Source organism: Falsiphaeobacter marinintestinus (genome assembly GCF_007923355.1).
GTDB lineage: Bacteria > Pseudomonadota > Alphaproteobacteria > Rhodobacterales > Rhodobacteraceae > Phaeobacter_A > Phaeobacter_A marinintestinus.
The window spans coordinates 804,888-829,357 of record NZ_VOGO01000001.1 but is presented as its reverse complement, the minus strand read 5'-3'; the positions used below and the strand labels follow the sequence as shown (position 1 = coordinate 829,357).

At 60.5% G+C, this 24,470-nt stretch carries 23 protein-coding genes; 16 read left to right on the top strand and 7 right to left on the bottom strand.

The window, feature by feature from the left end; genetic code table 11:
• Window positions 1-41: 41 nt before the first annotated feature.
• Genes FOY56_RS04105 through FOY56_RS04090 form a run of 4 tightly spaced genes read right to left on the bottom strand, consistent with a single transcriptional unit; the run spans window position 42 to window position 3,956 of the window.
• On the bottom strand, window positions 42-815 hold the full coding sequence (locus FOY56_RS04105) for an SDR family NAD(P)-dependent oxidoreductase (protein ID WP_146344512.1): 774 nt from the start codon (window positions 813-815) through the stop codon (window positions 42-44).
• Complete coding sequence (locus FOY56_RS04100; RefSeq protein ID WP_146344511.1) at window positions 812-1,741, bottom strand: SDR family oxidoreductase; 930 nt, start codon at window positions 1,739-1,741, stop codon at window positions 812-814. The genes FOY56_RS04105 and FOY56_RS04100 overlap by 4 nt, the downstream gene beginning before the upstream one ends.
• Window positions 1,738-2,640 (bottom strand): bile acid:sodium symporter family protein, encoded by a 903-nt coding sequence (locus FOY56_RS04095; protein WP_146344510.1) that lies wholly within the window; start codon window positions 2,638-2,640, stop codon window positions 1,738-1,740. The genes FOY56_RS04100 and FOY56_RS04095 overlap by 4 nt, the downstream gene beginning before the upstream one ends.
• Window positions 2,637-3,956, bottom strand: a complete 1,320-nt coding sequence (locus FOY56_RS04090; protein ID WP_146344509.1) for a flavin-containing monooxygenase — start codon at window positions 3,954-3,956, stop codon at window positions 2,637-2,639. The genes FOY56_RS04095 and FOY56_RS04090 overlap by 4 nt, the downstream gene beginning before the upstream one ends.
• 129 nt (window positions 3,957-4,085) lie before the next feature.
• Between FOY56_RS04090 and FOY56_RS04085 the strand changes: the two genes are divergently transcribed.
• The 4 genes from FOY56_RS04085 (at window position 4,086) to FOY56_RS04070 (ending at window position 8,620) form a co-directional block, all read left to right on the top strand.
• Window positions 4,086-4,679, top strand: coding sequence for a TetR/AcrR family transcriptional regulator (locus tag FOY56_RS04085; protein ID WP_246139401.1), 594 nt, complete (start codon window positions 4,086-4,088; stop codon window positions 4,677-4,679).
• A gap of 95 nt (window positions 4,680-4,774) precedes the next feature.
• The gene (locus FOY56_RS04080; protein WP_146344507.1) at window positions 4,775-6,559 is read left to right on the top strand and encodes an acyclic terpene utilization AtuA family protein; all 1,785 of its coding nucleotides are present in this window, start codon (window positions 4,775-4,777) and stop codon (window positions 6,557-6,559) included.
• Window positions 6,560-6,561: 2 nt separating this feature from the next.
• Window positions 6,562-7,350 (top strand): TIGR03084 family metal-binding protein, encoded by a 789-nt coding sequence (locus FOY56_RS04075; protein WP_146344506.1) that lies wholly within the window; start codon window positions 6,562-6,564, stop codon window positions 7,348-7,350.
• Between the two features lie 112 nt (window positions 7,351-7,462).
• On the top strand, window positions 7,463-8,620 hold the full coding sequence (locus tag FOY56_RS04070) for an acyl-CoA dehydrogenase family protein (RefSeq protein WP_146344505.1): 1,158 nt from the start codon (window positions 7,463-7,465) through the stop codon (window positions 8,618-8,620).
• A gap of 89 nt (window positions 8,621-8,709) precedes the next feature.
• Here the strand turns inward: FOY56_RS04070 and FOY56_RS04065 are convergent, their stop codons facing one another.
• On the bottom strand, window positions 8,710-9,555 hold the full coding sequence (locus FOY56_RS04065) for a 3-oxoadipate:acetyl-CoA acetyltransferase (protein ID WP_146344504.1): 846 nt from the start codon (window positions 9,553-9,555) through the stop codon (window positions 8,710-8,712).
• Between the two features lie 109 nt (window positions 9,556-9,664).
• Between FOY56_RS04065 and FOY56_RS04060 the strand changes: the two genes are divergently transcribed.
• The 6 genes from FOY56_RS04060 (at window position 9,665) to FOY56_RS04035 (ending at window position 15,293) form a co-directional block, all read left to right on the top strand.
• A complete protein-coding gene (locus tag FOY56_RS04060; protein WP_146344503.1) occupies window positions 9,665-10,477 on the top strand; it encodes a hormone-sensitive lipase in 813 nt (270 codons plus the stop codon).
• Between the two features lie 77 nt (window positions 10,478-10,554).
• A complete protein-coding gene (gene aroQ, locus FOY56_RS04055; RefSeq protein ID WP_146344502.1) occupies window positions 10,555-10,992 on the top strand; it encodes a type II 3-dehydroquinate dehydratase in 438 nt (145 codons plus the stop codon).
• A gap of 89 nt (window positions 10,993-11,081) precedes the next feature.
• Window positions 11,082-12,119, top strand: a complete 1,038-nt coding sequence (locus FOY56_RS04050) for a cupin domain-containing protein (RefSeq protein ID WP_146344501.1) — start codon at window positions 11,082-11,084, stop codon at window positions 12,117-12,119.
• On the top strand, window positions 12,116-12,814 hold the full coding sequence (locus tag FOY56_RS04045) for a fumarylacetoacetate hydrolase family protein (protein ID WP_146344500.1): 699 nt from the start codon (window positions 12,116-12,118) through the stop codon (window positions 12,812-12,814). Before FOY56_RS04050 ends, FOY56_RS04045 begins: the two co-directional genes overlap by 4 nt.
• Before the next feature lie 176 nt (window positions 12,815-12,990).
• Window positions 12,991-13,479 carry a MarR family winged helix-turn-helix transcriptional regulator gene (locus tag FOY56_RS04040; protein WP_146344499.1) on the top strand — a complete coding sequence of 163 codons (489 nt, stop codon included), beginning with the start codon at window positions 12,991-12,993 and terminating at the stop codon, window positions 13,477-13,479.
• Window positions 13,476-15,293 carry a feruloyl-CoA synthase gene (locus FOY56_RS04035; RefSeq protein WP_146344498.1) on the top strand — a complete coding sequence of 606 codons (1,818 nt, stop codon included), beginning with the start codon at window positions 13,476-13,478 and terminating at the stop codon, window positions 15,291-15,293. The genes FOY56_RS04040 and FOY56_RS04035 overlap by 4 nt, the downstream gene beginning before the upstream one ends.
• Here the strand turns inward: FOY56_RS04035 and truA are convergent.
• Complete coding sequence (gene truA / locus FOY56_RS04030) at window positions 15,280-16,056, bottom strand: tRNA pseudouridine(38-40) synthase TruA (RefSeq protein ID WP_146344497.1); 777 nt, start codon at window positions 16,054-16,056, stop codon at window positions 15,280-15,282. The two genes, FOY56_RS04035 and truA, sit on opposite strands and share 14 nt — an antisense overlap.
• Before the next feature lie 100 nt (window positions 16,057-16,156).
• Here truA and FOY56_RS04025 point away from each other — a divergent pair, with 100 nt between their 5' ends.
• From FOY56_RS04025 to FOY56_RS04005, 5 genes are all read left to right on the top strand, one after another.
• On the top strand, window positions 16,157-17,572 hold the full coding sequence (locus FOY56_RS04025; RefSeq protein ID WP_146344496.1) for a YcjX family GTP-binding protein: 1,416 nt from the start codon (window positions 16,157-16,159) through the stop codon (window positions 17,570-17,572).
• A complete protein-coding gene (locus FOY56_RS04020; RefSeq protein ID WP_342779771.1) occupies window positions 17,572-18,021 on the top strand; it encodes a GNAT family N-acetyltransferase in 450 nt (149 codons plus the stop codon). Before FOY56_RS04025 ends, FOY56_RS04020 begins: the two co-directional genes overlap by 1 nt.
• On the top strand, window positions 18,018-19,016 hold the full coding sequence (locus FOY56_RS04015; RefSeq protein WP_146344494.1) for a YcjF family protein: 999 nt from the start codon (window positions 18,018-18,020) through the stop codon (window positions 19,014-19,016). The genes FOY56_RS04020 and FOY56_RS04015 overlap by 4 nt, the downstream gene beginning before the upstream one ends.
• 52 nt (window positions 19,017-19,068) lie before the next feature.
• Entirely contained in the window at window positions 19,069-19,899 is an 831-nt protein-coding gene (locus FOY56_RS04010) for a class I SAM-dependent methyltransferase (protein WP_146344493.1), read from the top strand.
• A gap of 65 nt (window positions 19,900-19,964) precedes the next feature.
• Window positions 19,965-20,675, top strand: a complete 711-nt coding sequence (locus FOY56_RS04005; protein ID WP_146344492.1) for a VIT1/CCC1 transporter family protein — start codon at window positions 19,965-19,967, stop codon at window positions 20,673-20,675.
• Between the two features lie 18 nt (window positions 20,676-20,693).
• Here the strand turns inward: FOY56_RS04005 and FOY56_RS23455 are convergent, their stop codons facing one another.
• Window positions 20,694-21,218: a hypothetical protein gene (locus FOY56_RS23455; RefSeq protein ID WP_186766231.1), complete on the bottom strand. Its 525-nt coding sequence runs from the start codon at window positions 21,216-21,218 to the stop codon at window positions 20,694-20,696.
• 291 nt (window positions 21,219-21,509) lie between these two features.
• Between FOY56_RS23455 and ileS the strand changes: the two genes are divergently transcribed.
• Window positions 21,510-24,419, top strand: coding sequence for an isoleucine--tRNA ligase (ileS, locus tag FOY56_RS03995; protein WP_146344491.1), 2,910 nt, complete (start codon window positions 21,510-21,512; stop codon window positions 24,417-24,419).
• The last annotated feature ends 51 nt before the right edge of the window (window positions 24,420-24,470 follow it).

The window sequence follows — 24,470 nt, the reverse complement described above, 5'->3', positions numbered from 1 at the left end:
TGAAAATACTCAAACGCACCGCTTGCGACACGCGGTGCGGCTTATCGGGCAGGACGGCTCGTGTCGCGGATGTTCTTTTCCATCAACCGCTGGAACAAGGCAGGCGATACCCGGTTGATCCACCAGCTCAGCCGCGCAACCCGGCCCACCGGGATCATCGCGCGGTCGCGGGCCAGCCCTTTCAGGATCTCGGCCGCTGCGTCGTCGGGGGTCATGTAATCCACCCCGTCCGTGGCCGATCCGGGTCTGGCGATCCCGTCAGGCTGGCGGTCGTCATTGCCGATGTTTGTGGCGACAAACGAGGGGGCGGCGATCAGAGTCCGCACGCCAAAAGGGGCTTCCTCGGACCGCAGGGATTTGAAAAACCCCTCCATCGCGTGTTTTGACGCGGCATAGGCGGTGCGGTGGTACAAAGGCGAAAACCCCGCCACCGACGAGATCGCAAGATGTACACCCTTCGCCGCTCGCACAGGCGCAAGGAACGCCCGCGCCATGGCAACGGCGGCGAAATAATTGATTTCGAAAACTTTGCGATGGGTGGCGTCGGGCATATCGGCAAACCCGCCAATCTGTGTGATTCCGGCGTTATAAATCACCAGATCGACTGACGTGCAGGTCTCCCACACCTGCCGGACTGCGGCGCTCATCTGATTCGGGTCGGTCAGGTCGCAGGCGATGGGCATCTGTTGGTCGGTTTGGTCCAGCCCACTGACATCGAGATCCAGCAATACCGTGCGCCAACCCTGCGCCTGAAGCCCCTTTGCCAATGCACGGCCCAGACCTCCGGCGCCTCCTGAAATGACAGCTGTTTTCATAAGCCCGCCTGCGTTTTCCAAAAGTCGAACACCTCGGCGCTGGTCATTTCGGGCGTATACCCGAAGTCACGTTTCAGCGCATCGTTGGCCAGAACTGGACGGTATTGCAGAAACCGCACCTGTTCGGGGCCGTATTGAGACAGGCCCAGTGGGTGGGCGATGGCCAATGCCGCCTTAAGCGACCACGCGGGCAGGCGCAGGATTGGTTTGTCCAGCACGCCTGCCAGATCGGTGACCCCCATCGCGCCATCCCCGGCCACGTTAAAAATCCCGGCGGGGCCATCGGTTGCCGCGCGGTGCAGGATGCGGGCCAGATCGGTGGTCCAGATAAACACGAACGGGCTTTCGCAGCCCTTGATCGCCAACAGGCGGGGTTTGCGGAACAGGGCGGTGATCTGGTTTTCTGTGCCAGCGCCCAGCACGGTGCCAACCCTCAACACGACCTGTTCCAGTTCTGCAGAGTCCTGACGGGCCTGCGCCAGCATCTCTTCGACCTGTCGTTTGTGGTCGGAGTAAGCAAACTCGACATTGCCCCGGATCGCGTCGGATTCAGTCAGCCAGTCGGGATTGTCCGGGTGATAGCCATAGGCTGCCCCGGATGAGGTCACCACCAATCGGCGCACGCCATTGGCCAGCGCGGCGTCCAGCACGTTGCGGGTGCCGGTGACATCGACCTGATAGGCAAAGTCGCGCCCGGTGCCCTTTGGCGGTGTGACGATCGACGCCAGATGCACAATGACTTCGGGTTTGAGGTCAGCGATCAGGCGGGCCGGATCGTCGCTGGTGACGTCCATCCGTTCGAAACGCATGCCCTCGGGCAGATCGAAAGGGGCGATGTCGGTGGCGATCACGTCATGACCTGCCAGTTCGTTCAGAAGGGCGCGGCCCACCATGCCGCCTGCGCCAGTGATCAGGATCCGGGTCATCGCGCGGCCTCGGTCCGGGACATGACGCTGGCCAGCGCAATGCCGGAAATTGCATGCCAGATCCCCCAAAGCGCGGCGACCACGGCCATACCGCCCAAACCCCCGAAGAAGGCGAAGATCAATACCAACCCAAGACCCGAATTCTGGATGCCGGTTTCGATTGTCACAGCGCGGCGGTTGTAGGGCGACAGCCCCGCCAGCGTTGCGACCGAGAACCCGGCGCCAAGTGCAAGCGCGTTGTGCAGGATGACCAGACCCAAGACCGAGCCTGCGAAGGCTAGGAAGAACGTCCAGTTTCCAGCCAGTGCGACAATGACGAAGCCGAAGAAAATCGCCATCGCCAGCGTTTGCAGCGGGCGCCGGATGCGGCGGGTCAGGTCCGGGCGCGTTGCGTTCAGTGTCATGCCAAGGATCAGCGGCAGGATTAGCATCAGCCCGACGGTGATGGCCACTGACACCGGGTCAATCGCGGTCTGTTTCAGGATCTCGCGGGTTGGGCCATACAGGCCGCCCCATAGCGCGATGTTGATTGGGGTCAGCAGGATTGCCCCAACGGTGGCGACCGCAGTCATCGAGACGGACAAAGCCGCGTTTCCACCCGCGCGGTGGGTGATGAAGTTCGAGATATTGCCACCCGGGCAAGCTGCGATCAGGATCAGGCCCAGAGCAATGGATGCCCGTGGTTGCAGGGCGACAACCATCAGATAGGTCAGGATCGGAAGCACGATGAACTGTGAAAACAAACCCACAATCAGCGGCTTGGGGGCTTTGCCGAGGGCCTTGAAATCTTCGGTCTTCAGGTCAATCGCGATGGAAAACATGACCACCGCAAGGATGGCATTCAGCACCAGCATGGCGGTGGGGCTGAAGTTGATCATCACCTCGTCAATGCCGGTCATGCCTTGGCTCCTGCCGAGAGTTTTCTGATCCAGTCGGTGACCGCTTTACGGTAGGTTGCCTTGTCGACGTAATAGGCCATCCGAGCAAGTTTCACATAGTTCATGCCGCCTGTGGCGCGGTGAAATCCGGCTGCTTTGGTCTGTTGCAGCTCTTTCGCAGACGGCGCTTCGTTTTGCAGACCTTTGATATAGCGCGCGACCATTTCGGCCTGTTCGTGGCGGCCTTGCCAGCCCAGCCCGCTGGCTTCGACCATGCCCAGAACGAACAGATCGTCGCGGTCTGGATGCATGGCGTTCAGATACAGATGCGGCGCGTCGCCCTGCCAGTTCAGCAGATCACGGTCGATGAATGGATAGTGCAGCTTGTACCCGGTGGCGGCGAGGATCATGTCGTAGTCGCTGTGTGCGCCATCCTTGAAGTGTACGGTTTTTCCATCAATTCGTTCGATATCGGCGCGGATCTTCAGATCGCCGTGACCGGCGTGATACAGCACCAGCGAATTGACTACCGGGTGGCTTTCGTACAACGCGTAGTCGGGCTTGGGAAAGCCATATTTCTGCGGGTTTCCGACAAACCAACTGAGGATCAGCCCGTCGACCTTGCGCTTTAACCACATCGGCAGCTTGATCGCGCCGCCCAACGTGTCGGCGGGTTTGCCGAAGACGTATTTTGGCACGAAGTAATAGCCGCGCCGCATCGACAGGTCGCAGGACGTGCCGTGATGGATCGCATCGACGGCGATGTCGCAGCCGGAATTGCCTGCGCCGACGATCAGCACGCGCTTGCCGTCAAACTGGTTGGGGCTGCGGTATTGGGACGAATGGATCAGTTCGCCATCGAATTGACCGGGGAAGGCGGGCATGTTGGGTTCTGACAGGGTGCCGTTGGCGATCATGACACCGGCGAATTCAGCCTCGTGGTCGCCATCTGCGTCGCGCCAGCAGACCTGCCAGCCGTCACCTGGGCCGCCCAGTGGCTGGACGCGGGTTACTTCGGTGTTGAAGCGATATTGCTCGTAAAGGTCGAAGGCTTTTGCGAAATCCTTGAAGTACCCTTTGAGTTCGCGATGCGAAGGGTATTCGGCGGTGTCGTCCTTCATCGGGAAGTCGTCGAATTCTGTCATCCGCTTGGATGAGATCAGATGCGCCGTGTCGTACATCGTGGATTTCGGGCCATCAATGTCCCAAAGCCCGCCGACATCCGAATGCAATTCGAAGCCCTGAAAGGCGATGCCCTGTTCCTTCAGAACCTTGGCCATCGCCAGCCCCATCGGGCCAGCCCCGATCAGGGCAAACTGGTCGCGCGTGTCAGTCATGTGTCCTCCCGTTTCCATTATTATATTGAACGACTGTACAAAATAAGGCAAGATACCTGTATGGAACAAAAGAATACCGTTGAAAAACAACGTCAAAGGGCGCCGTCCAAGCGGTCTTTAGAGACCAAAATGCGAATCCTTGATGCCGCCGAACGGGTCTTTGCCGAGCGGGGATTCGATGGCGCTTCGATTCGTGACATCGCCCGCGCCGCCGGGACACAGGCCGGGCTGGTGCATCATCATGGCGGCGGCAAGGAAGAGCTGTTTCACCAGACGGTCGCGCGACGCGCGGACGAGCTTTCGGGGCTGCGGATGGATGCTTTGGCGGCGCGAAAAGCCGGCGGTGATCTGACCGTTCACGACGTGGTCGAGTGTTTTATCGCACCTTACATCACAGTTGCACAGACCGGTGGGCCGCAATGGTTGGCCTATGCCCGGTTGGTGGCCTGGGTGTCGGCCGATCCGCGCTGGCGTGATATTGCGGCAGAGTGTTTTGACCCCACCGCGCGCCAGTTCATCGCTGAAATCGCAGTTCTGCGGCCCGGTGCAGATCCGGAACGGATCGCGACTGGGTTTGTCTATTCGGTGGCGGCGATGCTGGCGCAGCTGACCTCGGCCTGGCGGATCGGAGCGCTGGGTGACATCGAAGGCGACGCCCCCGGCGGGCTGGATATGCTGGTGCGGTTTTGCGTGGCCGGGATCGAGGCGGCTGTGGCCGACTGAAGGGCTGTGCCGCAACGTCGCTGTGTCCGCGCCTTTGACCGGGTTTGGAAAGCCCGTAACGTCCGGAGGTATCGGACGTACGGGAGGACGGCACTGTGACAGCGGATCTGAAAATCGGCGGGGCCAGCGGGTTCTGGGGGGAATCGCCCCATGCCACGGCGCAACTGTTGCAGGTGGATGGGCTGGACGTGCTGGTCTATGACTATCTGGCCGAAATCACCATGTCGATCCTGGCTCGTGCCCGGATGAAGGACCCGCAGGCAGGGTTTGCGAGTGACTTTGTGACTTCTGCAATGGGTCCAAACCTGAGTGCGATTGCAGAACAGGGCGTCAAGGTTCTGTCAAATGCCGGGGGTGTAAATCCGCTGGCCTGCGCAGACGCGTTGCGCGCACAAATCGCCAAGGCCGGGCTGGCACTGAAGGTTGCTGTTGTTGAAGGTGATGATCTGTTGCCGCGCGCCGAAGAGTTCGCGGACCGGACCGAGATGTTCTCGGGTGCGGTCTTGCCGCCACGCGACAAGATTGCGTCGATGAACGCCTATATCGGGGCCGCACCGATTGTTGCCGCGTTGCAGGCAGGTGCCGACATTGTGATCACCGGGCGCTGCGTGGACAGCGCATTGACGCTGGCCGCCTGTATGCATCATTTTGGCTGGTCTTCGGGCGATGTCGATCTGCTGTCCGCCGGATCACTGGCAGGTCATCTGCTGGAATGCGGGCCGCAGTCCACGGGCGGAAACTTTACCGATTGGGATCAGGCGGGCGATCTGGCGCAAATCGGCTATCCGGTGGCCGAAGTCTCGGCGGATGGTTCGATGATCCTGACCAAGCCTGAGGGGACCAGCGGTATCGTCAATATGGCGTCGGTTTGCGAACAGATGCTTTACGAGATTGGCGACCCGCGTGCCTATCACCTGCCGGACGTGATTTGCGATTTCTCGGACGTCGAAATGGGTCAGGTGGGCCCGGACCGAGTGCGGGTGAGCGGGGCCAGGGGGCGGGCGGCGTCGGGGTATCTGAAGGTATCGACCACCTGGGCGGACGGGTTTCGCGGCGGGATGGTGTTTCAGTTCAACGGACGCAACGCGCGCTCAAAGGCGGAGGCTTTTGCGCAGGCCGGGTTGGACCGGGCCCGGGCGACGCTGGAAAAAATGGGTGTGCCCGATTATCGAGAAGTCAGCTTTGAGGCGTTCGGGGGCCGTCCCGATACGCGGGACTACGAAGAAATTTCGTTCAAGGCGGCGGTTCGGCATGATGATGCCCGTGCCGTTGGTCTGTTTCTGAAAGAGTTGATTGGCACGGCGCTGGCAACTCCGCCGGGTTTGCATTTCTTCACTGGTGCGGGACGTCCGAAACCGTCGCCGGTTGTGGCTTTGTTTTCGTTTCTGGTCGAAGCGGATCAGCTGGATGTCCGGGTCACTCTGGACGGCGCGGATATTGGATACTTGCCCGCGACTGTTGCGCTGAGGGGCGCCGAAGCTTCGCCATTGTCAGCGCCAGAGGCCCCGCAACCCGGTCAGGATCTGGTGGAGCGCTGTCTGGAAGAACTGGCTTGCGCGCGGTCAGGTGACAAGGGGGATAGCGCCAATATCGGCGTGATCGCGCGTCACCCCGCGTATCTGCCGTGGATTTGGGCCGCGTTGACGCCCGAGGCGGTGGCGCAGGTGTTTGCGGCGGAGGTGAAGGGGCCGGTTGAGCGGTTTTATTTGCCCGGAACCGCGTCGATGAACCTGTTGCTGCATCAGGCCTTGGGCGGGGGTGGTATCGCAAGCTTGCGCAATGATGCGCAAGCCAAGGCGTTTGCGCAGCAATTATTGTCGCACCCGATCCGGGTGCCAGCGGGGCTGATTATGAATGCCGGTTTGGGAGAGGACATGTGATCATGGAACAAGCACGCGATTTTCTGGATGAAAGCGACGCGCTATATGCGGTTTTGGCCGACCTGCCGGATGCGGATTGGACCCGACCGACGCAGTTTAAGGGCTGGACGTTGAACGATGTGCTGGTGCATCTGCATTTCTGGAACCAGATGGCGGATCTGTCCTTGCAGGCCCCGGACGGGTTCAAGGCTAAATTCGGTGCGATGTTCCCCGAGATGCAAAAGCACGGGATGCGCGCGGTTGAGAACGCCGATGTAACCCTGCGCGGTGCTGACCTGCGCGAAGCGTGGCGGGCATTGTATTCGGACATGGGCGCGCGCTGGGCCGGGCTTGATCCGAAACAACGGGTGCAATGGGCCGGGCCAGAGATGTCAGTGCGCTCGTCCATCACAGCGCGGCAGATGGAGACCTGGGCACACGGGCAGGAGGTGTTTGATTTGCTGGGTGTCGAGCGGGCCGAACAGGACCGGGTGCGCAACATTGTGGTGTTGGGAGTTAATACCTTTGGCTGGGCCTATAAGGTCAATGGGCTGAAAGTGCCGGATCAGATGCCGTTTTTGTCGCTGGTTGCGCCGTCCGGTGCGGTCTGGACTTTTGGTGAAGAGGGCGAGGACCGGATCGAAGGATCAGCGGTGGAATTCGCGCAGGTCGTGGCCCAGACTCGCAATATTGCGGATACGGAATTAAGCGTTTCGGGGCCTGTGGCGACCCAGTGGACGTCGATTGCTCAGTGTTTTGCCGGGGGGCCGGAAACCCCGCCAGCCGCCGGGGTTCGGCACCGGGTGACCTAACCGACGGGACGTTTCGCGCAATGCGACGTTGCGTTGTCTGCACCTTGTGCGGTTTGCCTTTGCTTGCGCGCCGCGTACCATTTGCATCAGATTTAAACGAAGGAGGATCGTCATGAGCCTGTTCACCCCCACGGCCGCGTGGAAGCAAGAAGAACACGGGATGTTTGCCGATATGGTCGGCCGGTTTCTGGACGATGAACTGGTGCCGAACCTGGATCGCTGGAACGAGCAGGGTCTGGTTGATCGCGACATCTGGGACAAGGCCGGTGCGGCCGGGATCATGGGTGGCGCCATTGACGACGCCTATGGCGGATCGGGCGGGGGCATCGGGTTTGATGCGATCACGGCCTATGAGCAAGGCGCGCGCGGCGACAGTGGCTGGGGGTACTCGATCCAGTCGATCGTGATGCATTACTTTTCGTCCTTTGCCACGGAAGAACAAAAGCAGCGCTGGCTGCCTAAGCTGATCTCGGGCGAGATGGTGGCTGCGATTGCGATGACCGAACCGGGTACCGGGTCGGATCTGCAGGCGGTGCGCACGACGGCAGAGAAAGACGGAAATGTCTATCGTCTGAACGGATCGAAGACCTTTATCACCAATGGACACACGGCTGATCTGATTGTGGTTGTCGCCAAGACCGATAAATCCGCCGGGGCAGGCGGCACGTCTTTGATCGTGCTGGAAACGGACGGGGCCGAAGGGTTCCGACGCGGGCGCAACCTGAAGAAGCTGGGCATGAAGGCCAATGACACGGCCGAGCTGTTCTTTGAGGACGTCAAGGTGCCGATGACCAACCTGCTGGGGTCGGAAGAGGGGCAGGGGTTTTATCAGTTGATGAAACAGTTGCCCTGGGAGCGGCTTCTGATTGCCCTGACGGCGTTGGGTGTGATCGATTTCGCGATTGCCCAGACGGTGGCGTATACGCAGGAGCGCAAGGCGTTTGGCCAGCGGGTGATGGATTTCCAGAATACGCGATTCAAGCTGGCCGAGATGAAGACCAAGGCCGAGCTGTTGCGCAGTTTTGTCAACGATTGCATCGCGCGCCTGGAAAAGGGTGAGCTGGACGCGGCCACGGCGTCGATGGCGAAATACTGGGGGTCCGAGACACAGAACGAGGTCGTGCACGAGTGTCTGCAGCTGTTCGGCGGCTATGGGTACATGATGGAATACCCGATTGCCCGGCTTTATGCCGATAGTCGCGTGCAGATGATCTATGGTGGCACCAATGAGATCATGAAGGAATTGATCGCGCGTTCGATCGACGTTTAGCGGGGTCTCCCGCCCGGTATTGGCGCTGACGCGACAGCACCGGTTGGGCGTGGCAGCGCGCGTGCCGCGCGCTGCTGTCGGTCTTGGGCTCAGGCGGCGATATCTGTCGCGGGGCGTAGGCCGAGGATCTCGCGGGCCTGGGCCGTGGTGGCCACCGGACGGTCGTATTTGGCACAAAGGTCAGCCGCGCGCGCGATGAGTGCGGCGTTTGACGGGGCGAGGGTGGCGCGGTCAAGACGCATGTTGTCTTCCAACCCGGCGCGGGTGTGGCCGCCAGCTGCAATGGCCCATTCGTTGACAACGATCTGGTTGGCGCCGATGCCAGCGGCGCACCATTCGGCCTGCGGCGCGCGGGTTTGCATCAGGTGGACGTAGAAATCGAACACCGACCGGTCGCAGGGCATCGCGTTCTTCACCCCCATGACGAACTGCACATACAGCTTGCCGAACAGCCGCCCGTCTTCGCTGCGCTTGATGGCGTGCAGGATGTGGGACAGGTCGAAGGCTTCGATTTCGGGGGTGATTTCGTATTTGACCATTTCGTCCGATAACCAATCGATCAGATCCGGTGCGTTTTCATAGACCCGGGTCGGGAAGTTGTTCGACCCTACCGACAGCGACGCCATGTCAGGGCGCAGGGGCAGCATGCCCCCCCGGTCGCGCCCGGATCCTGATCTGCCGCCGGTCGAGAACTGGATGATCACGCCGGGGCAGTGTTTCAGCAGCCCTTCTTGCAGGGCTGCAAACTTGTCGGGGTCTGAACTTGGCGTGCCGTCATCGTTGCGCACGTGCGCGTGGATGATGCTGGCGCCGGCCTCGACCACGGCGTGGCTGCTTTCGATCTGTTCGGTGACCGTGATCGGGATAGCGGGGTTGTCTGCCTTGGTCGGGACGCTGCCGGTGATGGCGCAGCACAGGATACAGGGTTTCGACATGGGATCTCCTCCGGGATTACGCGCAGCATAACCGCAATGGCGTGTCCTTCAATCACTTGCCATCCCGGCGCGCTCGGGATTTGCTGCAGGGAAGAAGAGGAGACATGTCATGACGGACGGGTTGATCGATTGGGACGCGGCCTTTGAGAACGGGGCACATGTGCCAGGGTCACAGGATCTGGCCGGGATCTGGGCGGCACAGGCGGCCGCGTTTCGTCAGGCATCGCAGTGCGAGTTAGATCAGGCTTATGGACCCGGGGCGCGAAACCGGGTGGATCTGTTTTTGCCCGACGGCACGGCCCGTGGATGCGTCGTGTTTGTACATGGCGGGTATTGGCACAAGTTCGATAAATCATTCTGGTCTCATCTGGCTGCCGGGCCTTTGGCGCAGGGGTGGGCGGTGGCCATGCCGAGCTATACATTGGCCCCGGACGCGCGGATTTCCGAGATCACGCAAGACGTGGCGCAGGCCATTGCGTTCGTGGCTAAGAAGGTCGATGGGCCGCTGCGGTTGGCGGGACATTCGGCGGGCGGGCATCTGGTGACGCGGATGGTGTGCGCCAGCTCTGCGTTGCCGGATGATGTCGCCGGACGGGTGGAAAAAGTGGTTTCGATCAGCGGGGTGCACGATTTGCGTCCGCTGGTGCAAACGCGGATGAATGAGGAGTTGCGGTTGACCGAGGCGGAAGCCACCGCCGAAAGCCCTTATGTGGCCGGACCGGGGGCAAAGGTGCCGGTGACGTTCTGGGTGGGTGCCGGCGAGAGGCCTGAATTTTTGCGTCAGACGCGATTGATTGCCGAAGCATGGCAAGAGGCAGGGGCACCTGTGCGCGATGTCTATGAGCCGGGACGCAACCATTTTTCGGTGGTCGAAGGGCTGGGCGACCCTGACAGCGCGTTGGTGGCTGAGATCTTGGGATGAACGGTGCCGCTGTTGCCATTGGTTACATGGCTTTCTAGGGTGCGCGGGATGATGCCCCAGCCGGACAAAGAAATCTCATGAGCAAGACGATCCACATCCTGAACGGCCCCAACCTGAACCTTCTTGGGCGGCGCCAGCCCGAGATTTATGGCCACGACACGCTTGACGACGTGGCCGCGCGCTGTGCGGCGTTGGGATCAGAGCTTGGTCTGGCGACGCAGTTGTTTCAGTCGAACCACGAGGGCGAGATTGTCGATATGATCCACCGTGCGCGGGACGAAGCCGCAGGGATCATCATCAATCCGGCGGCGTATACGCATACCTCGGTCGCTATTCTGGATGCGTTGCACACGTTTGAGGGGCCGGTGCTGGAGGTGCATATTTCGAACGTGCATCAGCGCGAGGGCTTCCGTCATCATTCCTATGTGTCTTTGCGCGCCGATGGCGTGATCGCCGGGTTCGGGACCCAAGGGTATGAGCTGGCGTTGCGCCGGATGGCGACGTTGCTGGGCTGACCTGTCTGCACTGGCTGTGGGGAGGTGAGGATTGACTTGCAGGCAAATAGTAAGCACGCTTCTCATGTATGCATGGGAGGAACGGCACTATGGCTGAGACACTTGGAACCCTTGAGGATCTGCCGGAAGATTATCGGGCCGAGATGACAGCCGCCGGGGTCGCTCCGTTGTGGCCGATGATGCGCAACGTGTTGCCGCACGGTGCCCCGCAACCGGTGACACAGCCGGGCTATTGGAATTATGACGCCATCCGCCCCCTGCTGCACCGGGCCGGTGAGCTGACGCCGGTTGAAAAGGCCGAGCGCCGGGTTCTGGTGCTGTCTGATCCCGGGCGGGGGGCAGGGGCGATGCAGGCGACAGCCTCGATCTATCTTGGCTTGCAACTGTTGCTGCCGGGCGAAACCGCGCCCGCCCATGTGCACACGCCGTCGGCTGTGCGGATCGTTGTCGAAGGGCAGGGTGGCTATACCGTTGTTGACGGGGAAAAGCTGCCGATGGAAGAGGGCGATCTGGTTCTGACACCCGGCGGTGAATGGCACGACCATGGCCATGAGGGAACCGAACCGGTGATCTGGCTGGACGCTCTGGATCTGCCGGTGTTTGTGTATCTCGAAGGATCCTATGCCACCGAAGGCCCGCTTCAGGCACAGCGCAACCGGCCCGATGCTAGTCAGGTTGAATATCTGTCCTCGGGGCTGGCGCCCAGCCGCAAGTTGGGCGTTGGCACACGGCGCTATCCGATGATGCGCTATCCGTGGGGGCGCACCGAAGCGGCGTTGAACGAAATGGCGGCGTGGACGGACGGCGGCGTCGCGGAGCTGGACTATGTGAACCCGGAAACTGGGTCGGACATCCTGCCAACGATGGGCTTTACCGCGATGCGGATCGCAGCGGGGGCAACCGACAATCCGCCGCTCAGGTCGTCGTCTGCGGCATTTCATGTGATCCGGGGCCGGGGCACCGCGACGATCAATGGCGAAAGCCTGGCTTTCGGTCCAAAGGATACCTTCACCGCGCCGGTGTTTTCTGACATCACTCTGACAGCTGAGGATGACGCCTATATCGTGCGCATCCATGACCGTCCGTTGCAGGACAAACTTGGTTACTATGAGGAACGCGCGAAATGACCCAGTATCTGTTTGATCCCGCCCCGGTCTTTGGGTTGCCTGTAAACGGCGAAACGGCGGCCTATCCTGTAAACCGTGTGTTCTGCGTGGGGCGGAATTATGTCGCGCACGCTGCCGAAATGGGGGGCGAGGTGGATCGCGAAGCTCCGTGGTATTTCACCAAGGCCGCGCGCCATGCGCTGGCCAGTGGATCGACCGTGCCATTTCCGCCGGGCACCGAGAACTTTCACTATGAGATGGAATTGGGCTTTGCCATCGGCAAGCCGGTGTTCCGCGCAAGCACAGCCGAGGCTGCCGACGCGATCTATGGCTATTGCAGTGGTCTGGACATGACCCGGCGCGACCGTCAGCAGGATGGCAAGGACAACCGCCGCCCCTGGGATCTGGGTAAAGACGTTGAAAACTCGGCCGTTTTGTCACCGCTGACCAAGGCGGCTGACTTTGGCGAGGTAGCGGATCAGCGGATCCATCTAGAGGTCAACGGTGAGACCCGTCAGGATGCGACCCTGCGCGAGATGGTGTGGAGTTGCCCCGAGATCGTGGAGCATCTGTCCAGGTTCTACCATTTGCAGCCCGGTGATCTGATCCTGACGGGAACCCCTGCTGGGGTTGGCCCGGTCAAACCCGGCGACAAGATCACCGGGGGTATCGACGGGCTGGACCCGATCGCTCTGACCCTCTCCGATCCTGAATAACCTGAGGCCAGCTTGAACGCTGGCCTTACCGTTTTTTGGCTTCCCGTATCGATATGGTTATAGTACATAACTATTAAGGGAGGTATCGAATCTGTGGGTGCCATGCTGTGACAGGCGTGGCCATCCAAGTGCGTACGCCTCTGATCCAAAGGTCGAAACAAGGAGCGGTTGAGGCGATGAAAAAACCAGTTCAGGTGTACCCCGACAGGGTCGAAGCCCCGCATGTGTCTGATGCGACGCTGCGCGAATTTGCGGGCTATCACATGAAACGCGCGTTCAACGTCATTCAGGCCGATGTGAACCGGACGCTAAAGCCTTTTGAGCTGCGCATGGTGACGTTTTCGACGTTGACGCTGATCGTCGACAACCCCGGGTTGCGGCAGGCGCAGCTGGCCGATGCGCTGGCGGTTGAGCGTCCCAATCTTGTGGTCATTATTGATGAGTTGGAGCGCCGCGACCTGATCGTACGCAACCGGGTGCCGACAGATCGCAGAGCCTATGCGTTAAACGCGACGTTGACCGGACACCGGCTGCACGGGCAAGCCCTGGCTGCCGTGCGCGGGCACGAAGCCCGGATGTTCAGAGACCTGGACCAAGCGACAAAAGACGTTCTGATCAGCGTCATGGAAGGAATCCGGCAATATCCGGAGGGGAGCGAGACATGAAACGAACCACCAATTTCCGCCCACATTCGGTGCGGCGCGAAGACCGCGCCGACGGTACGATCCTGTTGCAATCTGCTTATGAGCTAAGCCCGTCTGTGCCACGCACCGGCGACTGGTTGCGCCGCTGGGCCGATGAGACGCCAGAGCGGGTATTTCTGGCCGAACGTAGCGGGGCCGGATGGCGTGAAGAAAGCTATGCCTCGGCGCTGCAGAAGGTGCGCAATTTGGCCGGTGCCCTGCTGGCGCGCGGGCTGAATGGCGATACGCCGATCCTGATCATGTCCGGCAATGGGATAGATCACGGATTGCTGGCTTTGGCGGGGCAATATGCGGGTATTCCGACGGTGCCGGTGGCCGAGCAGTATGCGTTGATCCACGGCGCGCATGGCCGTCTGCGCCACGCGATCGAGCTGATCCAGCCCGCGATGGCCTATGTCGTTGATGCGGATCAGTATGGAGAGGCGCTTGCGCTGGACGCATTGGACGGGATCGAGGTGGTCGCCAGCCGCACGCATGGCCGGGCGGGGGTGACAGCATTTGATGAGCTGTTGAACGGTGCGGGCGGACCCGCCGCAGATGCGGCGTTTGATGCGGTCACGCCGGATACGGTCGCCAAGATCCTAATGACCTCGGGGTCGACCTCGGCGCCCAAGGGCGTGCTGACGACGCATCGGATGCTCTGCACCAACCAGTCGATGATCACCGATTCACTGCCGTTTCTGAAGGATCGCCCGCCCGTTCTGGTGGACTGGCTGCCGTGGAATCATGTTTTTGGCGGGTCGCATAACTTCAATCTCGCTTTGGCCAATGGCGGGTCTCTGTATATTGATGATGGCAAGCCGGTGAAGGGTCTGTTTGATCGTACGGTCGAAAACCTGTCGATGAAGTCGAGCAGCATTTGCTTCAACGTCCCCGTCGGCTTTGCCATGCTGCTTGAGGCTATGCGCGCCGATCCCGCGTTTCGCGAGACGTTCTTTACGGATCTCGACATGATTTTCTACGCCGGAGCGTCGCTGCCGCAAGAGGTTTGGGGTGGGCTGGAAGCCATGGCGATGGAAGTCAAAGGCGAGGTGCCCCTGATGACATCGTCCTGGGGCCTGACTGAAACCGCGCCTGCCACGCTGATCCAGCAGGAACCGGCGGATCGGTCGGGCATTGTCGGTGTGCCGGTGCCAGGGGCCACGATCAAGCTAATCCCGGATGCAGACCAGCGGTGCGAGGTGCGGGTAAAGGGGCCGAACATCATGCCGGGGTATTTCCGCAATCCGGACAAGACCGCCGAGGCGTTTGATGATGAAGGGTTCTTTATCACGGGGGACGCAATGAAGTTTGTCGATCCTGATGACATGAACAAGGGCATGCGCTTTGACGGGAGAATATCTGAGGATTTCAAGCTGTTGACCGGTACATGGGTGCGTGCTGCGCAGCTCAGGCTGGATATGCTGGGGTGTCTTGCGCCTCTGGCCGCAGATCTGGTCATAACCGGGGCGGATCGCGACCAGATCGGGGTGATGATCTTCCCAAACATGGCGCAGTTGCAGGCTGAAGGATTTGGCACGGGCGAACAGGACGGAGCATTGAACGACAAGCTGTTGCTGGGTGAAATTCATCGTCGTCTGGCCGAGCGCGACCGAGAAATCAGCGGTAGCGCCAACCGGATTGCGCGCGCCATTGTTCTGTCAGAACCGCCGTCGATGGCCGATAGCGAGGTCACGGCCAAGGGGAACCTGAATTTCCGCAGTGTTCTGACTCGGCGCAAGGCGTTGCTGGACCGGCTTTATGACGACGCTGATCCGGCGGTTACGACGCTTTAGGAAACGGATTGTCGGAATAGGCGACGTGGGCCAGATACAGCCCGTGCGGTGGGCAAACCGGACCGCAGGCTGAGCGGCTTCGGGCTTCAAGCGCGGTCTGCACGTCTTCTGGTGACCACGATCCGGCGCCGACGCGTTCCAGTGTTCCGACAAAGCTGCGCACCTGATTGTGCAGGAACGACCGGGCGCGGACATGAAAATGGATTTCGGGGCCGGTAAAGCCGTCAACCTGCTCGATGCGCAGTTCGTCCAGTGTTTTGAGCGGGCTGCCGGCCTGACAGATCGTTGACCGGAACGTTGTGAAATCGTGGTGTCCGATCAACAGGTCTGCGCCCGCCTGCATCGCGGCGACGTCCAGGTTATGACCAACTTGCCAGACCAGCCCGTTGTCGTGGGTCGCGGGGGCGCGACGCATCAAAATGCGGAACAGATAGTGCCGTTCAAGTGCGGAAAACCGGGCGTGCCAATCGGCGGCCACCTGCGCGCAGCCCACGATGGCGATGGGCTGGGGTTTGAGGTGATAGTTCAGCGCCTCGGACAGACGGAAGGGATTCCAGTTTTTGGTCAGATCGCAATGCGCGACCTGGCCAAGGCCATGCACGCCCGCATCGGTGCGCCCGGCGGCGGCAATTTTATGCGGCCCGGGTTCCAGCCGCGACAGGGCGTCTTCAATCGCGCCCTGCACCGAGGGGTGGTCTTTTTGGCGCTGCCACCCGACATAGGGGGCGCCATGGTATTCGACTTTCAGGGCAAAACGCGGCATGGCGCGCTGTTACAACGCACGTTCGGTTTGGGCAAGTCCTGCTTGGCGCGGGCTGAGACTGTGCTTATCTTGGCGGGAACGAACGGGGCAGGACAGCGCATTGGTCATTTCATCACTGGCAGACGGGATCTTGCGCAGCGCCGAAGGCGTCGGCGACCGAATTTCCGAAGCGTTCTTTGAACCTGTCATCCGGCTGGGGGTTACTGGCCTTGCACGGGCAGGCAAGACCGTGTTCATTACGTCGCTGGTCGCGAACCTGCTGGATCGGGGGCGGATGCCGGGTTTGGCAGCGGTGCCCGAGGGGCGGATTGATGCCGCGTTTCTGCAACCACAGCCAGACGACACCATCGCGCGGTTCGATTATGAAACCCACTATGGCAATCTGACCTCGCAAACGCCGGAATGGCCCGACAGCACACGGGCGATTTCGGAGCTGCGTCTGTCGCTGCGGGTCCGTCCATCGGGGTTGCTGGCAGGGTTGCAGGGGCCGCGTACCATCCATCTGGATATTGTCGATTACCCCGGTGAGTGGCTGCTGGATCTGGCGTTGCTGGATAAAACTTATGATCAGTGGGCGTCCGACACCCTGTCCTGGCTGGACAAACGGGCCAGCGCGCAAGGGTATATTGAGCGCGCCCGTGCCGTTGATCCGACCGCCCGTCATGACGAACCGCTGGCGCAGGATCTGGCCAAACGGTTTACGGCCTATCTGCAGATTGCGCGCAAAGAGGGGTATTATCGCTGCACGCCCGGACGGTTCCTGTTGCCGGGTGATCTGGCGGGCTCACCCGTGTTGACCTTTGCGCCGATCCCATTTGTCGAATCGTCGCGTCGCGGCAGCCTCCATCGTGAGATGGAGCGCCGGTACGAAGCCTATAAATCAAAGGTGGTGAATCCGTTCTTTCGCGATCATTTCTCGCGCATTGACCGGCAGGTGGTGTTGGTGGACGCTTTGGGGGCGATCCATTCTGGCCCGCAAGCGGTTGAAGATCTGCGCCGGGCCATGGCCGAAATTCTTGGGGCGTTCCGTCCCGGGCGCAATGCGTTCCTGTCCCAGCTTCTGGGGCGCAAGCGGGTTGAGAAAATCCTGTTTGCCGCAACCAAGGCCGATCATCTACACCATCTGCAGCATCCCCGGCTGACCGCGATCATGGAGGCGCTGATCCGGGATGCCCGCGACCGGGCGCAATTTGCCGGGGCCGATACCACCGCCTTGTCGCTGGCTGCCCTGCGGGCCACCACCGAAGAAATGCACAGTCATGATGGCCGCGAACTGCCTTGTGTGCGTGGGCGGTTGCTGGACAGTGGCAAGGACGCCGCGTTTTACCCCGGTGAACTGCCCGAGGACCCGACGCAATTGCTGGGGCCGGCACGCGAGGGCGCGACAAGTTGGTTGGACGCCGATTATCAGGTCATGCGCTTTGCTCCGGCGCAGTTGACGCTAAGCCCTGGGGTTGGCCCGCCGCATATCCGGCTGGACCGGGCCGCGCAGTTTTTGATTGGGGATCGTTTGTGATGGCCAATGTGCGACCAGCAAGATCCACGGATGCGGGCAGTTTGGGGGACATTCTGTACGATTTTCAGCGCGATACCGAATGGATGCCGGATCTTTACACAGGGGCCGAAACGATCGCCTTCTGCGGCACGATGATCGAACGCGGCTGGGTGACCGTGGCCGAAGTTGATGATCAGATCGCCGGGTTTCTGGCCCGTGACGGGGAAGAAATTGTTGCGCTGTATCTGTCGCCGGACATCGGGCGGCGCGGCGTCGGGCGGCAGTTGCTGAACGCAGCCAAGCAAGCGGTCAAGCGGCTGGAACTGCACACGTTTGAGGCCAATGAAGGGGCTCAGCGGTTCTATTTGCGTCAGGGTTTCGTGGAAAAGGCACGCGGTGACGGGTCGGACAACGAAGAAAACCTGCCCGACATTACTTATGTCTGGACGCAGGAGGAGGCCGAAAAATGACCCAAGGCCCGATGTTGTTCGATCTTGAAGATAAAAGCGACACGCCGGCACCGAACGTCGCTGACGCGCCGCCGGTTCCGGATTTGACAGTCCCGGCGCCCGATGGGGCCGCGATGCAAGCAGCGGCCAAAATCGCGTCGGCCCGCCCGTCGCGCCTGACGCGGTGGTTCTGGGGGCTGGCCGGGGCGGTTGTGGGGGCCATGATTTCGGTTGCGGCCTGGGATTTTGCCGCACGTCTGATGGAACGCGCGCCGATTTTGGGCTGGGCGGTGACCGGTCTTGTCGCGGCGTTTGTGGTGGTTCTGTTGCTGATCGCCTTGCGTGAAATCGCAGCCCTTGGGCGTTTGCGGCGCATCGATGGTCTGCATCGCGCCGCGGACACGGCGTTGGCCGAGGCAGATCTGGCCAAGGCCAAAGCTGTCGCCGACCGCCTGATGGCGCTGTATCAGGGGCGCGAAGAAACCCGCTGGGGTCGCGAGCGGCTGAAAGAGCGTCTGGACGATCAATTCGACGCCTCGGCCGTTCTGGCGCTTGCCGAAGATGAATTGCTTGCTCCGCTGGACGCCGCTGCCCGGGCCGAGGTCGAAGCTGCGGCGCGGCAGGTTGCGACGGTCACCGCGCTGGTGCCGTTGGCATTGGCGGATGTCGCAACCGCGCTGACCTCAAGCCTTCGGATGATCCGCAAGGTGGCCGAGATTTACGGTGGGCGGTCAGGCACCATTGGCAGTTGGCGGCTGACGCGGGCTGTGTTTTCGCATCTTGTGGCCACTGGGGCCGTTGCGGTGGGCGACGATCTGCTGGAACCGATCCTTGGCGGATCGATCCTGAGCAAACTGTCGCGCCGGTTTGGCGAAGGTCTGGTCAACGGCGCGCTCAGCGCCCGGGTGGGTGTCGCCGCGATGGAGGTTTGTCGCCCGCTGCCGTTTTCGCCCCGCCACAGGCCATCGATCCGGTCGATCATAAAACGCGCTCTGACAGGTCTGGTTGCGCGTTAGGTCTGGCCTGCTGTCTGTGCTAGGTTGCGTGGCGCAAACAAGGGGCAGGCACATGGCAACGCAATCGGTGGAAGAGCATTACTCCCAAGGGGGGCTTCTGGATCGCATCCGTACCGGTCTGGCCGCGCTGGGCGCGACCGAACCGCTTGAGATCGACCTGCTGGCCCCGGTTGACGAATTCCACATCGGCGGGCGTCTGGCCACCGAGCCGTTGATTGCGGCGCTTGATCTGGGCCCGGCCAGCAAGGTGATCGATCTGGGCTGCGGTTTGGGTGGGCCCGCCCGATTTACGGCCCACGCCACCGGGGCGCAGGTGACGGGCATCGATCTGACACCGGAGTTTGTCGACACAGGCACAGCGCTGACGGCAATGGCCGGGTTGAGCGACAAGGTGACGCTGACACAGGGCAGCATTCTGGATCTGCCGTTCAACGCCGCCAGCTTTGACGCGGCCTATATGATCCATGTCGGTATGAACATTGCCGACAAGGCGCGACTTATCAGCGAAACCCGGCGTGTGTTGCGCCCCGGTGGGCGGTTTGCGATCTATGACGTGATGCTGACCAGCGACGAACCGCTTGAGTACCCGCTGCCATGGGCCAGCGCGCCGGATCAGAACGCGATCTCGGCACCGGGGGCGTATCGAGCTGAACTGACCGCTGCCGGATTTCAGCCGATTTCGGAAACCGACCGTACAGATTTTGCGAAGGATTTCTTTGCGCGTGTGGCTGCCAGCCAGGCCGCGGCCGCTGGGCCTCCACCGCTTGGGCTACATCTGGTGATGGGCGCAAATACGGCGGCCAAAGTCGGCAACATGGTCGCCAACATCAGGGCAGACCGGATCGCCCCGGTGGAAATGATCTGGCAAAAGCCATTCTCTTGATCTTTCGCAAGGGCGCAGCCGTTAATCAGCGCTAATCTGGCAATCAGCTAGCCAGGGAGCGCGCCATGCATGATCATAGTCATGAACCCGAAGCAATCCGGGACCGCATCAGCGACCCGTCGGGCCGCGGGGTTCTGCGCGATGTGGTTTACGGCGCGATTGATGGCTCGGTCACCACCTTTGCCATTGTCGCAGGTGTCGCGGGGGCCGGGTTGTCACCGTTTATCATCGTGGCGCTGGGCATTGCCAATGTCCTGGCTGACGGATTTTCAATGGCGGCGGGCAATTACTCGGGCACCAAGGCCGAAGTCGACAACGTCAAGCGCATCCGCGCTATCGAAGAGCGCCATATCCGCAAGTTTCCCGATGGCGAACGGCTGGAGGTCCGCGAGATCCTCGCTCAAAAAGGCCTGTCGGGCGGCGTGTTGGAGGAAGCGACGGACGACATCATCAAGAACAAGGAAAACTGGATTGCACTGATGCTGGAAGGGGAATACGGGCTTGGCGGTGTCGATCCCCACCCGATGCGGGCGGCCATCGCCACGTTCATTGCCTTTCTCATTGCGGGCATGGTCCCGCTGTTGCCGTTCATTTTCGGGGTGCCAAACGCTTTTGTTGTTTCGGCCTGGATGACCATGGCCGTTTTTTTCGCCATAGGCGCATTCAAAAGCCGCTGGTCACTGGCCCCGTGGTGGCGATCCGGGTTGGAAACCTTCCTGATTGGAGGCGTCGCAGCCGGGATCGCCTATTTTGTCGGGACGTTGTTCAGTGTCTAAACGTCGTCTTGAAAGACACTATTGTAGCGAAACTTGCGGTGGATAACCGTAAATATCTTTGGTTTTATCGCGTTGGCTGGCCTGCGCTTGTGTGAGCGCAATGCCGACGACTCCAGTAAAAAGCAGAGCGCTGGCGGTTTCACCGGAATAAGACAGTTGAGTCAGGTTGGTAACTTTGACGGTTTTTTCAATTTCCCGCTCCCCGTCAATGCACTTGATCATGACTGGCGGAGTGCTTTGTCCATAGGTTGGCAAGTTTAGCTTGGCGGGCGTGGTTATGGTTGCCGTAAAAGTGTCACTGGACAATGCGCAGGGCAGGTTTGTGTTTCGCGCGTTGGCGTCGTTGTTGTCCGGCGACGAAATGGTAAAGGTTGTGGGGTACGCGACCATATTGGAATAGGTTTTCCCCTTATTCGTTAGCTCGACTTCTTTTGACAATTCAAACGACTCGCGCGATTGATGCGGATCTCCGTTTTCCGTAGTGTCACAGGATGCAAGCGCGGCTGCAGTGATTATTAGGGGAGTCCAGATCTTAGTTTTCATTTTTTCGTTTTACCCGCAAAGATTTAGTTCGTGTTGTTTTTAATATTGCTAAGCGGGTTTTGAAAAGTTGCGAATTAAGAACAGCGAATTGATCTGCTTGCAACTGGGGAGGCGTTGCCGCTTTACCCTGCGGCCAGCCGGGCCTATAAGGCGCCGCATGAGACATCTGTGCCTCATCATCATTCGAATTACGCTCCCGGCGCTCTGAAACATGAGACGCCGGGCAAAGGTGTTTGAGCCCTCGCACCGACCGCAGCCTTTCCCCGACACGACATTCGAAGGACGCCACATATGTGTGCCGACACGCCTGAATACAAAGACACGCTGAACCTGCCCAAGACCGACTTCCCGATGCGGGCCGGATTGCCGAAACGTGAACCTGCCTGGTTGGAGCGTTGGGAAAAGATCGGCATCTATGACCGCCTGCGGGAAAAACAGGACCGGACGCCGTTCACGCTGCATGACGGACCGCCCTATGCCAACGGGCACCTGCATATCGGTCATGCGCTGAACAAGACGATCAAGGACATGATCGTGCGCTCGCACCAGATGATGGGGCATGACGCACGCTATGTTCCCGGCTGGGATTGCCACGGTCTGCCCATCGAATGGAAGATCGAGGAACAGTACCGCAAGAAGGGCAAGAACAAGGACGATGTGCCGATCATCGATTTCCGTCAAGAATGCCGGAAGTTCGCTGATGGCTGGGTCGATATCCAGCGCGACGAATTCAAGCGTCTGGGTATCACCGGCAATTGGGAAGATCCGTATCTGACCATGGATTTTCACGCCGAGCGCGTGATCGCCGAAGAATTCATGAAGTTCCTGATGAACGGCACGCTGTATCAGGGGTCAAAACCCGTGATGTGGTCGCCCATCGAGCAGACGGCGTTGGCCGAAGCCGAGGTCGAGTATCACGACAAGGAGAGCTTTACCGTCTGGGTGAAGTTCAAGGTCGTAAACACCGGCGACGCGACACTGGATGATGCTTATGTCGTGATCTGGACCACGACGCCGTGGACCATGCCATCGAACAAGGCGGTCGTGTATGGCGAAGAGATCTCGTACGGGCTGTATGAAATCACAGGTCGGCCCGAAGAATGCTGGGCCCGGATTGGTGAGCGTTATATTCTGGCTGATAATCTGGCTTCGGATGTTTTGGGGCGCGCGCGTCTAAATGACGATATGTATCGTCGTTTGTGCGATGTCAGTCAGGACGATCTGGCCAAGATCCAGCTGACCCACCCGCTGGCCGGGGCCGAAGGCGGCAATGGCGAATGGGATGATATCCGCGATTTCCGTGCGGCTGACTTTGTCACCGATACCGAAGGCACCGGGTTTGTCCACTGTGCCCCATCACACGGGATGGAGGAATTTGAACTCTACCGTGATCTGGGCATGCTGGAGCAGGTGATCACCTATAATGTCATGGATGACGGTGGGTTCCGCGCGGATCTGCCGTTCTTTGGCGGCACCTATATCCTCAACCGTAAGGGTGGCGAAGGCAATGCCAACAAGGCGGTCATCGACAAACTGATCGAAGTTGGCGGGCTGCTGGCGCGTGGCAAGATCAAGCATTCTTACCCGCATTCGTGGCGCTCAAAGGCGCCGGTGATCTATCGTAATACGCCGCAATGGTTTGCCGCCATCGACCGCAATATCGCGGACGGACAAGGCACCTATGGTGATACGATCCGCGAGCGGGCTTTGACCTCGATCGACCAACTGGTCAAGTTCACGCCGCAGACAGGGCGCAATCGTCTGTATTCGATGATCGAAACCCGGCCTGACTGGGTGTTGTCGCGCCAGCGGGCGTGGGGTGTGCCTTTGACGTGCTTCACCCGCAAGGGTCTGTTGCCGACCGATCCTGCGTTCTTGCTGCGCGACGACGCCGTCAATGCGCGTATTGCCGAGGCATTCGAGGCTGAAGGCGCGGATTGTTGGTACGAGGAGGGTGCGAAAGCGCGGTTCCTTGGCAGTGATTACAACGCAGACGACTGGGAGCAGGTGTTTGACGTGCTGGACGTGTGGTTTGACTCCGGATCGACCCACGCCTTTGTGCTGCGTGACCGGGAAGACGGCACTGCGGACGGTATTGCCGATGTCTATATGGAGGGCACCGATCAGCACCGCGGGTGGTTCCATTCATCGATGCTGCAGGCTTGCGGAACCTTGGGCCGCGCGCCCTATCGCAATGTGGTGACACATGGTTTCACGCTGGACGAGAAGGGCAACAAGATGTCCAAATCGCTTGGCAACACCATCGTGCCGGAGGCGGTTATCAAGCAGTACGGGGCTGATATTCTGCGTCTTTGGGTGGCCCAGACCGATTACATGGCCGACCAGCGGATCGGACCGGAGATCCTGAAAGGGGTTGCCGACAGCTATCGCCGCCTGCGCAATACGATGCGGTTCATGCTGGGGTCGCTGAATGATTTCAGCGAGGCCGACGTGGTTGCGCCCGAAGAAATGCCGCCATTGGAGCGTTGGGTGCTGGGTCGCGTGGCCGAACTGGATGAAGTCGTGCGCGACGGCTATGCAACCTTCGATTTTCAGGGCGTGTTCAGTGCGGTGTTCAACTTTGCCACCGTCGATCTGTCAGCCTTCTATTTCGATATCCGCAAGGACGTTCTGTACTGTGATGGCGATACTTTGCGCCGCAAAAGTGCGCGGACGGTGCTGGACATCCTGTTCCATCGTCTGACTACGTGGCTTGCCCCGATCTTGGTCTTTACCATGGAGGAAGTCTGGTTGGAGCGGTATCCGGGGGACGAAAACTCGGTCCATTTGGTCGACTTCCCCGATACGCCTGCCACGTGGCTGGATGCTGATCTGATGGAGACCGTGGCCCGCGTGCGCCGTGTGCGGCGGGTGGTGACGGCGGCACTGGAAATCCAGCGTACCGACAAAGTGATCGGATCCAGTCTGGAAGCGGCCCCTGTGGTGCATGTCGAAGATGCCGAGGTTTTGGCGTTGCTGCGTACCCTCGACATGGACGATATGTGCATCACGTCGGGCTTGCGCCTGACCGGTGACCCGGCGCCTGCCGAAGCCTTTCGTTTGCCCGAAATCGAGGGGGTCGGCGTGGTGTTTGAACGCGCCGAGGGCGAAAAGTGCCAGCGGTGTTGGAAGATCCTGCCGGATGTCGGACGTCATTCTCATCCGGGTGTCTGCGGACGCTGTGACGAGGCGTTGGCATAACCCGTCTGTCCTGTTTAGCCAAAACCAAAACGCGCGACCCGAAAGGGCCGC

Coding starts and splice junctions, on each gene's coding strand:
- FOY56_RS04050 (WP_146344501.1), top strand. CDS start 11,082: ATGGCTGAGACACTTGGAACCCTTGAGGATCTGCCGGAAGATTATCGG.
- truA (WP_146344497.1), bottom strand. CDS start 16,056: ATGCCGCGTTTTGCCCTGAAAGTCGAATACCATGGCGCCCCCTATGTC.
- FOY56_RS04105 (WP_146344512.1), bottom strand. CDS start 815: ATGAAAACAGCTGTCATTTCAGGAGGCGCCGGAGGTCTGGGCCGTGCA.
- FOY56_RS04100 (WP_146344511.1), bottom strand. CDS start 1,741: ATGACCCGGATCCTGATCACTGGCGCAGGCGGCATGGTGGGCCGCGCC.
- FOY56_RS04075 (WP_146344506.1), top strand. CDS start 6,562: ATGGAACAAGCACGCGATTTTCTGGATGAAAGCGACGCGCTATATGCG.
- FOY56_RS04060 (WP_146344503.1), top strand. CDS start 9,665: ATGACGGACGGGTTGATCGATTGGGACGCGGCCTTTGAGAACGGGGCA.
- FOY56_RS04065 (WP_146344504.1), bottom strand. CDS start 9,555: ATGTCGAAACCCTGTATCCTGTGCTGCGCCATCACCGGCAGCGTCCCG.
- FOY56_RS04040 (WP_146344499.1), top strand. CDS start 12,991: ATGAAAAAACCAGTTCAGGTGTACCCCGACAGGGTCGAAGCCCCGCAT.
- aroQ (WP_146344502.1), top strand. CDS start 10,555: ATGAGCAAGACGATCCACATCCTGAACGGCCCCAACCTGAACCTTCTT.
- FOY56_RS04035 (WP_146344498.1), top strand. CDS start 13,476: ATGAAACGAACCACCAATTTCCGCCCACATTCGGTGCGGCGCGAAGAC.
- ileS (WP_146344491.1), top strand. CDS start 21,510: ATGTGTGCCGACACGCCTGAATACAAAGACACGCTGAACCTGCCCAAG.
- FOY56_RS04045 (WP_146344500.1), top strand. CDS start 12,116: ATGACCCAGTATCTGTTTGATCCCGCCCCGGTCTTTGGGTTGCCTGTA.
- FOY56_RS04020 (WP_342779771.1), top strand. CDS start 17,572: ATGGCCAATGTGCGACCAGCAAGATCCACGGATGCGGGCAGTTTGGGG.
- FOY56_RS04070 (WP_146344505.1), top strand. CDS start 7,463: ATGAGCCTGTTCACCCCCACGGCCGCGTGGAAGCAAGAAGAACACGGG.
- FOY56_RS04005 (WP_146344492.1), top strand. CDS start 19,965: ATGCATGATCATAGTCATGAACCCGAAGCAATCCGGGACCGCATCAGC.
- FOY56_RS04085 (WP_246139401.1), top strand. CDS start 4,086: ATGCGAATCCTTGATGCCGCCGAACGGGTCTTTGCCGAGCGGGGATTC.
- FOY56_RS04015 (WP_146344494.1), top strand. CDS start 18,018: ATGACCCAAGGCCCGATGTTGTTCGATCTTGAAGATAAAAGCGACACG.
- FOY56_RS23455 (WP_186766231.1), bottom strand. CDS start 21,218: ATGAAAACTAAGATCTGGACTCCCCTAATAATCACTGCAGCCGCGCTT.
- FOY56_RS04095 (WP_146344510.1), bottom strand. CDS start 2,640: ATGACCGGCATTGACGAGGTGATGATCAACTTCAGCCCCACCGCCATG.
- FOY56_RS04090 (WP_146344509.1), bottom strand. CDS start 3,956: ATGACTGACACGCGCGACCAGTTTGCCCTGATCGGGGCTGGCCCGATG.
- FOY56_RS04010 (WP_146344493.1), top strand. CDS start 19,069: ATGGCAACGCAATCGGTGGAAGAGCATTACTCCCAAGGGGGGCTTCTG.